This window comes from Klebsiella sp. KP20-425-1 (genome assembly GCF_025813515.1).
Classification (GTDB): Bacteria; Pseudomonadota; Gammaproteobacteria; order Enterobacterales; family Enterobacteriaceae; genus Klebsiella; species Klebsiella pneumoniae.
On record NZ_CP109614.1, the window covers coordinates 2,646,510 to 2,659,278 of the forward strand.

Annotated in this window: 13 protein-coding genes; 2 read left to right on the plus strand and 11 right to left on the minus strand. The window is 60.2% G+C overall.

All coding sequences use genetic code 11. The annotated features are described in order from the left end of the window. Positions 1 to 20: 20 nt before the first annotated feature. The 7 genes from OHJ17_RS13065 to sad all read right to left on the minus strand — a co-directional run bounded on the left by OHJ17_RS13065 (position 21) and on the right by sad (position 7,196). Positions 21 to 467 carry a GNAT family N-acetyltransferase gene (locus OHJ17_RS13065; protein ID WP_023341529.1) on the minus strand — a complete coding sequence of 149 codons (447 nt, stop codon included), beginning with the start codon at positions 465 to 467 and terminating at the stop codon, positions 21 to 23. 253 nt (positions 468 to 720) lie between these two features. Then, a complete protein-coding gene (locus OHJ17_RS13070; RefSeq protein ID WP_004176226.1) occupies positions 721 to 2,172 on the minus strand; it encodes a tagaturonate reductase in 1,452 nt (483 codons plus the stop codon). Positions 2,173 to 2,285: 113 nt separating this feature from the next. Then, positions 2,286 to 2,816, minus strand: coding sequence for a GNAT family N-acetyltransferase (locus tag OHJ17_RS13075; RefSeq protein ID WP_002904601.1), 531 nt, complete (start codon positions 2,814 to 2,816; stop codon positions 2,286 to 2,288). A 77-nt stretch (positions 2,817 to 2,893) separates the two neighbouring features. Continuing rightward, entirely contained in the window at positions 2,894 to 4,318 is a 1,425-nt protein-coding gene (locus OHJ17_RS13080; RefSeq protein WP_004148352.1) for a GGDEF domain-containing protein, read from the minus strand. A 114-nt stretch (positions 4,319 to 4,432) separates the two neighbouring features. Next, positions 4,433 to 4,801 carry a DUF4186 domain-containing protein gene (locus OHJ17_RS13085; RefSeq protein ID WP_004190206.1) on the minus strand — a complete coding sequence of 123 codons (369 nt, stop codon included), beginning with the start codon at positions 4,799 to 4,801 and terminating at the stop codon, positions 4,433 to 4,435. Next, positions 4,801 to 5,703 (minus strand): glutaminase B, encoded by a 903-nt coding sequence (gene glsB, locus OHJ17_RS13090; protein ID WP_223175345.1) that lies wholly within the window; start codon positions 5,701 to 5,703, stop codon positions 4,801 to 4,803. Before glsB ends, OHJ17_RS13085 begins: the two co-directional genes overlap by 1 nt. A gap of 104 nt (positions 5,704 to 5,807) precedes the next feature. Then, complete coding sequence (sad, locus tag OHJ17_RS13095) at positions 5,808 to 7,196, minus strand: succinate-semialdehyde dehydrogenase (protein ID WP_072196915.1); 1,389 nt, start codon at positions 7,194 to 7,196, stop codon at positions 5,808 to 5,810. 101 nt (positions 7,197 to 7,297) lie between these two features. On the opposite strand from sad, the gene ptrR reads away from it, so the two are divergent. Next, positions 7,298 to 8,176 carry a putrescine utilization regulator PtrR gene (ptrR, locus tag OHJ17_RS13100; protein ID WP_004143535.1) on the plus strand — a complete coding sequence of 293 codons (879 nt, stop codon included), beginning with the start codon at positions 7,298 to 7,300 and terminating at the stop codon, positions 8,174 to 8,176. On the opposite strand, the gene OHJ17_RS13105 is transcribed toward ptrR, so the two are convergent. Next, entirely contained in the window at positions 8,130 to 8,612 is a 483-nt protein-coding gene (locus OHJ17_RS13105; RefSeq protein WP_002904493.1) for a GNAT family N-acetyltransferase, read from the minus strand. The genes ptrR and OHJ17_RS13105 overlap by 47 nt on opposite strands. A gap of 144 nt (positions 8,613 to 8,756) precedes the next feature. On the opposite strand from OHJ17_RS13105, the gene OHJ17_RS13110 reads away from it, so the two are divergent. After that, entirely contained in the window at positions 8,757 to 9,701 is a 945-nt protein-coding gene (locus OHJ17_RS13110; protein WP_002904491.1) for an L-lactate dehydrogenase, read from the plus strand. A gap of 14 nt (positions 9,702 to 9,715) precedes the next feature. On the opposite strand, the gene OHJ17_RS13115 is transcribed toward OHJ17_RS13110, so the two are convergent. From OHJ17_RS13115 to dtnK, 3 genes are read right to left on the minus strand one after another with little or no spacing between them, the layout of a single operon-like run. Next, positions 9,716 to 10,477 (minus strand): DeoR/GlpR family DNA-binding transcription regulator, encoded by a 762-nt coding sequence (locus OHJ17_RS13115; RefSeq protein ID WP_002904489.1) that lies wholly within the window; start codon positions 10,475 to 10,477, stop codon positions 9,716 to 9,718. 1 nt (position 10,478) lies between these two features. Then, positions 10,479 to 11,465 carry a D-threonate 4-phosphate dehydrogenase gene (locus OHJ17_RS13120; RefSeq protein WP_004151623.1) on the minus strand — a complete coding sequence of 329 codons (987 nt, stop codon included), beginning with the start codon at positions 11,463 to 11,465 and terminating at the stop codon, positions 10,479 to 10,481. Then, entirely contained in the window at positions 11,458 to 12,693 is a 1,236-nt protein-coding gene (dtnK, locus tag OHJ17_RS13125; RefSeq protein WP_032433081.1) for a D-threonate kinase, read from the minus strand. The genes OHJ17_RS13120 and dtnK overlap by 8 nt, the downstream gene beginning before the upstream one ends. Positions 12,694 to 12,769: the final 76 nt, after the last annotated feature.

Below are 12,769 nucleotides of genomic sequence, written 5' to 3' on the forward strand. Positions count from 1 at the left end.
CTTAACAACCTCTTACCGCTTCAGGACTCAAGCGTGATCCTGTAGCGTACGTAATCGTCAGCCGGGGTAAACTCATCATACAGATGACGGGCGGGATTATCACGGCGCGTATGCCAGTACAGCCGCGACCAGCCTTTGTCCGCCCCTTCGCTTTGCAGCGACTTAATCATGGTTCTGGCAATACCCTGTCCACGGAAGGCGGGATCGACAAACAGATCCTCCAGATAGCAGATCGGCGTGGTAACCCAGGTTCCCTCATGAAGAACACAGATAGCGAAGCCGACCACCGCATCATCCACCACCGCGACTCTACCCAATACAGACGAGTTTACATCCAGCATCCGCTGCCAGGTGCATTCGGTCACCTCTTCCGGCTGCGGGCAACCGTAAAAACGAGTGTAGCCTTGCCAAAGCTGAAGCCATTCGGCTTTGTCGTGGGGCCGTACTTCCCGGATATCGATGACCATGAGAGTTTCCTTACAGATGAATGCATTAGCCTGCGAATATTGGCAGGAGATATGAGTTGAGGTCATTATTTTCCTGCGCAGATATTTGTTCAAGCGCTTCGGCCATAATTCTCCTGCTGTTCGGAACGATTTGGCACTAAAAAGCCGTATGCAGAGGAGCCACTGACCGGCTGTTACAGGTTAGTATAATAGTATGTTGTAACTAATAAAAATCCTGCACAACCCGGCCGCAGCCGGGTGTATAGATGGACTATCAGCAAAGAGGTTTGACGGCGTCGCGCATACCGCAGGTCAGGATAGCGTCAAGGTCGGCAGTCACCAGCTCCACCAGCCCCGGGATCTGGCTCAGATCCTGCTGCCAGTGATCCGCCACGCTGAGCACGGCGGTGACCAGCTCGCGAGTGCTCATCTGGCCATCGCGATGGCGGGCCCACAGCGTTTGATAGCGCGATATCCAGTCGGCGTCATCCTGTACTGGATAGCTCTCACCATCCCGCTCTCCCCGGTAAAAGGCGATCAGCGCCGCCAGGGCAAAGGTCAGACGCGGCGGCAGCGCGCCATGCGCTTTCTGCCCCGCCAGCAGCTGCGGCAGAATACGGGTGCGGTACTTGGTCATGCCGTTGAGCGCAATCGAGAGCAGCTGATGTTTAATATAGGGATTACGGAAGCGCCCTGTCACGGCGCTGGCGAATGACACCAGCTCATCGCGCGGCAGATCCAGCACCGGAATAATCTCGTCATAAATCGCTTTTTCGACAAACGCGCAAATCTCCGCATCGTTCATCGCCTCACCCACGGTGTCGATCCCGGCCTGGAAGGCCACCGGCACCAGCGCGGTGTGCGCCCCGTTAAGGATCGCCACTTTGCGTTCTTTATACGGCTTGATATCGTCCACAATGCGCACATTCAGCGGCAGTTTATCGAGACGCAGCTCGGCCTCCAGCGAGGCAGGTCCCTGGATAACGAACAGGTAGAAATGCTCAGCGGTATCAAGGAAAGCATCTTTATAGCCGGTCTGCGCCTCGAGAGCCTCCACTTCATCACGCGGATAGCCGGTCACAATGCGATCCACCAGCGTCGAACAGAAGGTATTCGCTGAGGTCAGCCAGGTGATAAATGCCTGCGGCAGTTCCCATTCGCTAGCATAGCGCAGCACCAGCGCCTGCAGCGCCTCGCCGTTATAATCGATCAGCTCGCAGGGAATAATCACCCATCCCTTGTCGGCCGCACCGGCGAAATGCTGGTAACGCTCAAACAACAGACGGGTCAGTTTCGCCGGATAACTGACCGGCGGCGCGTCGTCAAACCGATCCCCGGCATGGTAGCTGATGCCCGCCTCGGTGGTGTTGGAGAAGACAAACCGCATCTCCGGGTTATGCGCCAGGCGTAAAAAAGCGTCGAAGTCTGCGTAAGCGCTGATCTCCCGGTTGACCGAGCGGATAAGACGCGCATCGCTGACCGCTTCGCCCTGCTCGTTCAGGCCGCGAATAATAGTCGTGTACAGGCCATCCTGGGTGTTCAGCGAAGGCGGAAAATCTGTGGCGATAGGCCGCACGACCACGATGCCCGCATTCAGGTCGGTATGCTCGTTGAGCAGGTCGATCTGCCAGTCAACGAATGCGCGCAGGAAGTTACCTTCCCCAAACTGGATGATACGGTCAGGGTACTGCGCGCCGGGGAAATCACGACGGTTTAAAGTTTTCACAATGGGTTCCCTCTAATAGTAGTCATACAACCTGAGTAATTGGTCCAATAAGTTATCAGGTTTTGCTACCAGTGAAACCCTGTTTTGATCAAAGCAATCTGCAATAGCGGCCGTCAGGGCAGAAACTTATAGAATAGTGAGGTGGCAGTCATTTCGCCGTCGGGCATCAGCGCATAGCGCGGAATTTCCCCCACTTTTTCCCAGCCGCAGCGGGCATAGAACTGTTCCGCCCCGCTACCGGTCGCCGTGTCCAGCACCAGCACCGTCTTCCTTTCCCGCCGGGCAATGCGCTCCAGCTCGCTCATCAACGCCTGGGCGATCCCCTGGCGGCGGACATTTTGGTGAACCAATAATTTGGCGACATCCGCTCGATGGGGCTGGTTTTCCGGTTGACTGGTGATAAGTTGCACGGTGCCAACGGGACGTTCTTCCGCGTCGAAGGCGGCCAGCACAATGCGCTCCCCGGCCGCCACGCTGTCGGCAGTGCGTTGCCAGAACGTTATCGCCGTTTGCGGCGCGAAAGGCAGCATAAAGCTCACCGAGGCGCCGCCGTTGACGCAGCTTGCCAGGATCTCGCTTAATGCCGGGAGGTGATGGAGAATATCGTCACGCGAGAGCGTGCGCAGTGAAAAGGATGTGGTCATAAAAGCTCCCTGTTATCGACCACATCACTATGTTTTTAACCAAAAATTAGCACAAGCAGGATCCCTATAGGATTTTCTTATGGCGCGCTTTCGGTCAGCGTCGGCATACAAATTTGGTTACGACCGCTCTGTTTGGCTTTCACCATCTCATCGTCCGCCGCCAACAGCAGCTGGTTAAACAGCTCGGTGATGCGGGCGTGGCCTACCTCGCGCGTCTCCAGTCCCAGACTGATGGTCAGGTGGATCGGGTTCTGGCCCAGGCCGAAAGGCTGCGACTCCACCCCGTGACGGATCTTTTCCGCCAGCAGATAGCCCTGCTGGGCGCTGTCGACGACGGCGGCCACCGCAAACTCTTCGCCGCCGATACGGGCCACCATCCCCTGCTCACCCACCAGCTGTCGAACCTGCTGGGCAAACTGGGTCAGCACGCAATCGCCGCCTTCATGGCCCAGAGCATCATTCACCCGTTTGAAGCCATCGATATCCAGCACCATCACCGTCAGCAGCTTATCCGCCGGCAGCGTCTGACGCTTCAACGCTTCGCTCAGTCCGGAACGAGAATAGACGCGGGTCTGAAAGTCAAAATCGGCGCGCAGGGCCAGCTGCTTCACCAGCGTGTTAATCGCTTCGACACTGGATGCGACAATCACCGGGCTAATCAGCATGGCGGCAATTCCGAGGCGGGTGGAGAACAGCTGCCACGGCTGCATTCGCGCATCTGGCGAAAAGTGAATTAACGAATTAGCGACCAGCAGTATTTCGCCGATGCCAGTGAGAAAAGTCAGCAGACAGGTCAGCGGCAGCGGATAGCGTACAGCGCACCAGATCAAAGCCGGTAACGGGAAGGTAATGCTGCCCGCGCCGCCTACCGCCACGCCAAGCGCAATTGACAGGACCAGCGCCAGCACCGGCAGCAGCTGGCGAAAGCGAAAACCGCTTAATGCCGAAGGCAGCGTCAGGGTCAGAATAAAGGGCAGGATTAATACCGCCGTCGAGAACTGTTCGCTAAACCAGTCCGCCAGCTGGGGAACGAAGGTGGCGCGTTCAACATCCACCGACCCCAGCGCGCCGACCGCTGCGCACAGTAAGGCGGCTAACAGGCAGAAACAGAATAAATTAAGCGCGTTTATCGGGCCCGGCATGGAGTCGGCGCGACGTTTATCCCACAGTACCAGCTGCGCCAGCGTCACAATAAAGACAATATTGGAAAAGTTAATCAGCAATGAGGCAAAGCCCATACCCCAGCGCGAGGTTAATCCGTCATAGACCAGCATTGCCGCAAAACAGACGGCATAAAAATAGCTGCGGTTAAGCCATACATAGCGTGCAAAAATCCCGGCCATCACTGCATTGAGCGGCCAGAAGAAAGAGAGCTCCTGCACCAGACGCAGCATAGCGCCAAGAAAATGCAGCAGTAGCGTTAACGTAAATAAGACCAATGCATCGCGCACGGGTTGTTCTTCACGAAACAGCGTAAATGACCGAATCGACAGTGAAGACATTCAGTAATTATCCGTCTAATTGTTTCAGGAAATTATTATGTTAATAGTTAGTTAGCGGATTATCATAACATGAGAATATTTATCAGGCATACTCCGGCGCCGATCAAATGCAAATTAGCGCACAGACGGCGCATTCATTTGTAGCACCAGCCAGCGGTGGATGACCTGCACGATATAGTCCTGCTCCGGCTCGCTCAGCGCGCGGCCGTGGGGAATGGCATGCCATTTTTCCAGGCAGCCGCGACAGCAGGTAGCGGTTGCGTGCTGGGCGATAAACACCGGGTGACCGCGCATCGGCGTCTGCTTGCCATCATTGATCGGCGCAGCGGGCGCCAGCCGCTGGCGAATAAAGTCTGCGGCATGCCGATCGATAATCTCCGGTCCCTTATCGAGACAATATTGCCGCTCTTTCCCCCCCAGACGGAAGCGTGAGCGAAACGTCGAGCGCGCCAGGCGCGCAAACAAGCGATCCTGATCGACCATCAGAACACCGACCTCCCCATCCGCTGAGTCAGTTTTTCCAGCATCGCCACGCCGGCCAGCGAGTTCCCGGCGTCGTCAAGCTCCGGGCTCCACACGGCGATCGCCATCTCCTGCGGAACAATCGCCACGATCCCGCCGCCGACGCCCGATTTCGCCGGCAGGCCAACGCGCCAGGCGAATTCACCGGCGTTCTGGTACATGCCGCTGGTCATCATCAGGGCATTCACCTGGCGGGACTGGATGGGCGCAATAACCGGCGCGTCGAGATGCGGGGCAATGCCGCGGTCGGCGAGAAACAGAAAGGTTCGCGCCAGCTCAACGCAGCTCATCTCCAGCGAACAGTAGTGGAAATAGTTCTGCAGCACGGTGGCGACGTCGTTATGGAAGTTACCAAAGGATTTCATCAGCCAGGCGATGGCGGCGTTGCGCGCCGAATGCTCAAACTCTGAGCGAGCCACCACCGGATCGTAGGCGATATCGGCCACGCCGCTCAGACGGCGGACAATCTCCAGCATCCGCTGACGCGGGGCGCTGAGTCGGCTCTGCAGCATGTCGCAGACCACCAGTGCCCCGGCGTTGATAAACGGGTTGCGCGGTTTGCCCTGCTCGATCTCCAGCTGCAGAAGCGAGTTAAAGGGCTGGCCGGAAGGATCTTTCCCCACCCGCTGCCAGATCTCCTCCTCCTGATAGTGGTTCATGGCCACCACCAGGCTCAATACCTTGGAGATTGACTGGATGGAAAAACGTTCATGGGCATCGCCAGCGGCAAAGTGCTGACCGTCCACCGTACTGATCGCGATACCAAGCTTGTCGCCGCTGACGCTGGCCAGCGCCGGAATATAATCCGCCACTTTTCCGCGGCCAATCAGCGGCCTGATTTCTGCCAGAATGGCTTCCAGCATTGCATTATTGATTACCGTCGCCACACGCGGCTCCTTGCCCACCATCAAAATTCGGTGGGCGAGTATAGCAGACGTGGACGACGGTCGTCAGGGGCTAACGTTGATTAGCGACGGTCTTTCCAGACGGTCTGCGCATTACAGAACTCGTGCAGGCCAAAATGCGACAGCTCGCGGCCAAAACCGCTCTTCTTCACGCCGCCGAAGGCCACGCGGGCGTCGCTGGCGCAGTAGCCATTGAGGAAGACGCCGCCGCACTCCAGCTCGCGGGCAAAGCGCTGGGCCTGCGCCTCGTCGGTGGTATAGACCGTGGCGGACAGGCCAAACTCGCTGTCGTTGGCGAGGGCCAGTGCATGGTCAGCGTCGCGAGCGGTGGTCAGGGTTGCTACCGGACCAAACAGCTCCTGACGAAAGCCGGTCATCCCGGCGGTGACGTTGCCCAGCACCGTTGGCGCATAGTAGTTGCCCGCCCCTTCGATTTTTTCCGCGCCCAGCAGCAGAGTCGCTCCTTCATCAAGGGTCGCCGTTACCTGCTGGTGCAGTTCATCGCGTAAATCGAACCGCGCCATCGGTCCGACGTAGTTTTGCTCATCGCGCGGGTCGCCCATCTTCAGCGCTGCCACGGCGTCGACAAATTTGCGGGTGAAGGCCTCGGCAATGCCGGCTTCGAGAATAAAGCGTTTCGACGCCGCACACACCTGGCCGCTGTTCTGATAGCGGCCGGTGACGGCGGCTTTTACCGCTTCATCGAGATCGGCATCGTTGAGCACGATAAAGGGATCGGATCCTCCCAGCTCAAGCACGCATTTCTTCAGCGCCGCGCCCGCCTGGGCGCCAATCGCCTTCCCGGCGCGGACGCTGCCGGTGACGGTCACCGCCGCGATGCGGTCGTCATTGATAATCTGCGAAACGCCGTCATTGGTGGCGTTCACCCAACCAAATACACCATCCGGCAGGCCGGCGGCGGCAAAAATTTCGCCCAGCAGACCGGCGCTGCCCATCACGTTCGGGGCATGCTTCAGCAGATAGCTGTTGCCGGCCAGCAGGATCGGCACCGCGCCGCGCATCACCTGCCAGACCGGGAAGTTCCACGGCATCACCGCCAGTATGGCGCCCAGTGGACGATACTCAATTACCGCCTGGTTATTTTCCACCAGGGTAGCTTCCGTCGCCAGCATCGCCGGGCCGTGTTCAGCGTACCAGTCGCAGAGGTTGGCCGATTTCGCCACCTCGCCGCGCGCCTGAGCGATCGGCTTGCCCATCTCAAGGGTGATCATCTGGGCCACCTCTTCGCCACGGGAGCGCAGCGCGGCCCCGATGCGGCGCAGGGCGTCGGCGCGGTCGGCAAGCGGCGTCTGACGCCACTGGCGATAGCCCGCCGCGGCGAGCGCGATCGCCGCGTCGACCTCGCGTTCGCTGGCCCACGGCAGCGAGGAGACCACCTCACCGGTAGTCGGATTGACGGAGACGGCGTGCGTTGCAGATAAATTCATCATTATTCTCTCTCGTTGCTTGCGAAGTGTCCGTATTCTGGCTTACCTTTCCATTCATTGAAAATGAATAATATTAAGCAACACATTCACAAAAGAAGAATATCATGGACCTGACTCAGCTAGAGATGTTTAACGCTGTCGCCAGCACCGGCAGCATTACCCAGGCGGCGCAGAGAGTGCATCGCGTGCCGTCCAACCTCACCACCCGCATCCGCCAGCTGGAGGCCGACCTCGGCGTTGAGCTGTTTATCCGCGAGAACCAGCGCCTGCGCCTGTCGCCTGCGGGACACAGTTTTTTGCGCTATAGCCAGCAGATCCTCGCCCTGGTGGACGAGGCGCGAATGGTGGTGGCGGGCGACGAACCCCAGGGGCTGTTTTCACTTGGTTCGCTGGAGAGCACCGCGGCGGTACGGATCCCCAGCACTCTGGCCCACTTTAATCAGCGCTACCCGAAAATTCACCTGGCGCTCTCAACCGGCCCTTCCGGGACGATGATCGACGGCGTACTGGAAGGCGCCCTGAGCGCCGCGTTTGTCGACGGCCCGCTGGTGCATCCGGGCCTGGAGGGGCTGCCGGTGTTCCCTGAAGAGATGATGATCGTCGCCCCCTACGGCCACGCACCCATCACCCGCGCCAGCGAAGTGAACGGGGCCAACGTCTACGCCTTTCGCGCCAACTGTTCCTATCGCCGGCATTTTGAGAGCTGGTTTCATGCCGACAGAGCGACCCCGGGCAGGATCCACGAGATGGAGTCTTACCACGGGATGCTGGCCTGCGTCATCGCCGGCGCCGGCCTGGCGTTGATCCCGCGCAGCATGCTGGAGAGTATGCCCGGCCATCAGCAGGTTTCCGCCTGGCCGCTGGCCGAAGAATGGCGCTGGCTCACCACCTGGCTGGTGTGGCGCCGGGGCGCCAAAACCCGCCAGCTGGAGGCGTTTATAGCGCTGCTGAACGAAGATCGGCAAACAGTGGTTTCTCCATAAACACGCTGAGCGGATCGGGTTGATACGGCGCAAACGCGCAGCGGGTCTGGTAGCCGTTGCGCGTGTAGAGGGCGATGGCCGCATGCTGATGGATACCGGTCTCCAGGCGCAGGGTATGGCAGTCGCGCTGACGCGCTTTCGCTTCCAGCGCCGCCAGCAGCTTTTCTCCCAGCTGCTGGCCGCGGTGCTGAGGATCGATATAGACCCGCTTCATCTCGCCAAAGCCTTCCTCACTGAGGACAATAGCCCCGCAGCCAACGGCCTCGCCCTGCGGGCTGCGGATCGCCAGGGCGATGACCGTCTGCGGCGGCAGCTGGCTAAGGTCCAGCAGGTGGTTGCTCTCCGCCGGGTAGAGGGTCTCCTGCCAGGCGTCGAGGGCGGCAATCAGGGCGATAAATTCGGCGTCGGTAGGGGCGATGTCGGTGATGGTGTACATAGGTGAGCTCCTTTTTTACCCCACTGTAGCGCGGCCGGCGGCTTTTCCCGACATAGCATTAACTTATATTGCCGCCCACCTATTGCGCTAACCCACTGAAACACAGTAATTTTATCCCCTGCCGTTCGTACTTGAGATCTGAATATGCACACCAAAGCCCGTAAAGTGATGATTATTGGCGCCGGCAATGTCGGCGCGTCGGCGGCCTACGCCCTGCTCAACCAGAGCATTTGCGAGGAGCTGATCCTCGTCGACCTTAACCAACAGCGCGCTGAGGCCCACGCTCAGGACCTGAGCGACGCCGCGGCCTACCTGCCGGGGATGATGACCATCTCCACCCGCGAGGCCAGCGACTGCGCCGATGTCGATATCGCGGTGATCACCGTCTCCGGCGGCGCGCTGCGCCCCGGCCAGAGCCGGCTGGATGAACTGACCTCCACCGCGAAGATTGTGAAGAGCATTGTGCCGACGATGATGGCCAACGGATTTAACGGCATCTTTCTGGTGGCCACCAACCCCTGCGACATCATTACCTGGCAGGTATGGCAGCTTTCCGGCCTGCCGCGCAGCCAGGTGCTGGGCACCGGCGTCTGGCTGGATACCACCCGCCTGCGTCGCCTGCTGGCGCAGGAACTGGAGATTGGCGCCCAGAGCATCGACGCCTTTATCCTCGGCGAGCATGGCGATACCCAGTTTCCGGTGTGGTCGCACTCCTCGGTATATGGCACGCCAATCGCCGACCTCTACCAGCAGCGCACCGGCCTGCCGCTCGATCGCGAGGCGATGGCTGACAAAGTGCGCAAGCTGGGATTTGAGATCTACGCGGGTAAAGGCTGCACCGAATATGGCGTGGCAGGGACCATCGCCGAGATCTGCCGCAATATCTTCACCGGCAGCCACCGCGCGCTGGCGGTCTCCTGCATTCTTGACGGTGAGTACGGGGTCAGCGGCGCGGCGGCTGGGGTGCCGGCGGTGCTGGCCCAGGGTGGCGTGAAGCAGATCATTGAACTGCAGCTGGCCGGCGAAGAGCAGGCGAAGTTCAGCCAGTCGATCGCGGTGATCAAGGCCAATATCGCCCGTCTGCCCTGACGGCAGCCTGCGAGTCAGTCGGCAATGATCAGCTGCGGGGAAAGGGTCTCCAGCGCCTCGCGGGTTTTATCCGGCAGGTGGGCGTCGGTCACGATATCGGTCAACGACGCCAGCGGAGCGATGTTGAACAGTGACCAGGCGCCGTATTTGGAGCTGTCCGCCAGCAGGATACGCCGCCGGGCATTGGCCATCAGATCGCGCTTCAGGGCGGCCTTTTCCTCCGTCGGGGCGGTGATCCCCTTCTCAAGGTCCCAGCCGTTGCAGCTGACGAAGGCGAGATCGGGCCAGATGGTCTGCAGCAGGCGGCGGCCGTGATCGCCGATGCACGACTGGCTGCTGTCATCGATGCGCCCGCCGATAATCGTCACTTCGATCTGCTTAAATTCCGATAGGAACAGCGCGATATGTAAATCGCTGGTGATCACCCGCAGCGGCAGATGGGTGATCTGCCGCGCCAGCTCAATCATGGTGGTGCCGGCGTCAAGCACAATGGCGTCGCCGGCTTTCACCAGCGCTGCCGCCGCACTGGCGATAGCCTGCTTCTCAAGCGGACTGCGCTGGGCTTTCTCCAGCGTCGTCGGCTGGGAAGGAATAAACCGGTTCAGCGTCACCCCGCCGTGCGTTCGGCTGATCACCCCTTCCTGATCGAGTTTGATCAGGTCGCGGCGAATGGTGGCCGGCGAGGCGTTGGTCGCCGCCACCAGCTGGTCGACTGTCACCAGATTATGGCTTTTCAGGAAGTCCATAATCTGCTCTAACCGGTTATATCCCTTCATGTTATTCCTGCGCGATGTGCATGGCGAGCTCAATGGAGGTTGCCATGCTCTCAGACTTCGCTTTACCTGTCCAGGCAATATCAAACGCAGTGCCATGATCCGCGGAGGTACGGATAAACGGCAGCCCGGCGGTAATATTCACCCCGTCATAGAATCCCAGCAGCTTCAGCGGAATATGCCCCTGGTCGTGATACATCGCCACTACCATGTCGTACATGCCTTCGTGACACTGCATAAACACCGTGTCCGGCGGACAGGGGCCGGTCACCTCCACTCCCTTCGCCCGCATGGCGGCGACCGCCGGGGCGACGATACGGATCTCTTCATCGCCAAACAGGCCGTTCTCCCCGGCGTGCGGGTTAACGCCGGCGACCGCGATGCGCGGACGCGGATAGCCGACGCGGCGCAGAAAGCGATCCGCCACGCCAATCACCGTCTCAATCCGCGGCTGGTTGAGGGTATCGAGGAACTGGCGCAAGGAAATATGGGTAGTGATATGGATAACCTTAAGCTTCTCGGTATAGAGCACCATGGCGTAATCGGTAGTCTGCGTCAGGTGGGCCAGCAGTTCGGTATGGCCGGGATAAGCGTGCCCGGCGAGATGCAGCGCCTCTTTATTCAGCGGCGCGGTAGCGATGGCCGCGACCGCGCCCTCCAGCGCCAGCGCGGTCGCCCGCCTGATGCAGCGAAACGCGAGATCCCCTGCCTGGGCCTGGACTTCGCCAGGGCGCAGCCCCTGCGGGTCGCTGAGTGGTTCATCAATGACGTTGATGGTCGCTGGGGAAAAACTCGCCTCGGCGGGATGGTCAATGATGCGCAGCTCCGCCCGCGGCGTGATATTTAGCGCCAGGATCCGCCGCAGCGTCTGCGCGCAGCCCACCACCACCACCGGCGCGCCGCTCAGCGCCCCCTCGGCGAGGGATTTGATAATAATCTCCGGACCAATCCCTGCAGGGTCGCCCATTGTCACTGCAATCATCTTAGACACTCAGTTTCTCCTCAATAAAATTCACAACATGTAATAGCGTGGTGTCGGTGCCGAATCCTCCGGCTTTGGTCATCACCGGCCGCGACCAGCGGCCGCCGAGAAAATGCCCGTATGGAACGCACTCCGCCACCCGGCCGCGGATCTGAAACCCTGTGGCGCCGAGCGCGTGTGCGACGGCGATGGCCACATCGCCGCCGGAAAGATACAGCGCGCCAGGGGAAGACTGCGCCACCGCCTGCGCCGTGACGTCGGCAAGCCAGGCGCAGATGTGCTCCCCGTAGGCGGCGCGGCTGAGACCGCGTTCACGGCACCGGGCTTCAATCCCGTGCCGGGCGGCGTGATTCGGGCGGGTGGTCACCACGCAGTGCTGGCCCTCGCGCAGCACCTCGGCGATCCGTGAAGCTTCCTCCTTCGGCGATCCGCTAAAGGTCTGTTCGACATCAATTTCAATCACCCGTACTCGGGAATGGACCTGCAGCGCAGCAACCTGACGCTGCGCCATCTCGCTCATCGAACCGACCACCGCCAGCAGCGGGCCCTGCTCGCTGCGGCGCAGGCGGCGAGCCAGCGCCTCGCAGAGACCCGCCGAGCCGACCAGCAGGGTCTCCCGCGCATGGGGCGCAACGGCGTCGATCACCTGGTCCAGATGGCTGTCTTCCCAGGCGTCGACAATCAACACTCGCTTCTCCTCGCCCGCCGTCGCTAATGCCGCCGGAAGCTGGCCAGCGTTCAGGGTCAGACAGGGAAGACGGCTCTGCATGGCGATAATTTCGCTAATCTCCGCCCGGCTCACCGGCGTTTTCGGATCGCTGGCAAATTCGGTCTGATCGAGGGGCACACCATGCACATAGCAGCGCCCGTCCCGGGTATGCCGCCCGGCTGCCGGATAAGCCGGGGCCACCACCGCCATCCGGCAGCCTTGCGCCGCCATCATTGCCTCCAGTTCGCCGCCGGGATTACCGCGCAGCGTGGAGTCAATCTTCTTTAACTGCCAGTGCGGGACGAATGTCGCCGCGCCGCGCAGCAGAGCGGCGACCTTGTCCGCCGCCGCCGCGGCGCTCATCGCCCGGCTGTCGCTGTTGAGAATTAATGCCCGGGCGGTTGATGGCTGTCCGGCGGTGAAGGCCACTTCCACCGACATACCCGCCTCCGCCAGGCTGACCCCGGCGTCATTGGCCCCGGTAAAGTCATCCGCCAGCACCAGCACTCTGTTATTGCCGTCGTTCATTGTCCTGCCTTGTAGTCGATAAAATCTTAAATTGATTATATTCAATCATATTTGATTAAATGTGATCAAGCTCAAG

Bases quoted from the DNA above. Each gene is read 5' to 3' on its own strand.
- OHJ17_RS13065 (WP_023341529.1), bottom strand. From the start codon at position 467: ATGGTCATCGATATCCGGGAAGTACGGCCCCACGACAAAGCCGAATGG.
- OHJ17_RS13075 (WP_002904601.1), bottom strand. From the start codon at position 2,816: ATGACCACATCCTTTTCACTGCGCACGCTCTCGCGTGACGATATTCTC.
- OHJ17_RS13080 (WP_004148352.1), bottom strand. From the start codon at position 4,318: ATGTCTTCACTGTCGATTCGGTCATTTACGCTGTTTCGTGAAGAACAA.
- OHJ17_RS13085 (WP_004190206.1), bottom strand. From the start codon at position 4,801: ATGGTCGATCAGGATCGCTTGTTTGCGCGCCTGGCGCGCTCGACGTTT.
- glsB (WP_223175345.1), bottom strand. From the start codon at position 5,703: ATGCTGGAAGCCATTCTGGCAGAAATCAGGCCGCTGATTGGCCGCGGA.
- sad (WP_072196915.1), bottom strand. From the start codon at position 7,196: ATGATGAATTTATCTGCAACGCACGCCGTCTCCGTCAATCCGACTACC.
- ptrR (WP_004143535.1), top strand. From the start codon at position 7,298: ATGGACCTGACTCAGCTAGAGATGTTTAACGCTGTCGCCAGCACCGGC.
- OHJ17_RS13105 (WP_002904493.1), bottom strand. From the start codon at position 8,612: ATGTACACCATCACCGACATCGCCCCTACCGACGCCGAATTTATCGCC.
- OHJ17_RS13110 (WP_002904491.1), top strand. From the start codon at position 8,757: ATGCACACCAAAGCCCGTAAAGTGATGATTATTGGCGCCGGCAATGTC.
- OHJ17_RS13115 (WP_002904489.1), bottom strand. From the start codon at position 10,477: ATGAAGGGATATAACCGGTTAGAGCAGATTATGGACTTCCTGAAAAGC.
- dtnK (WP_032433081.1), bottom strand. From the start codon at position 12,693: ATGAACGACGGCAATAACAGAGTGCTGGTGCTGGCGGATGACTTTACC.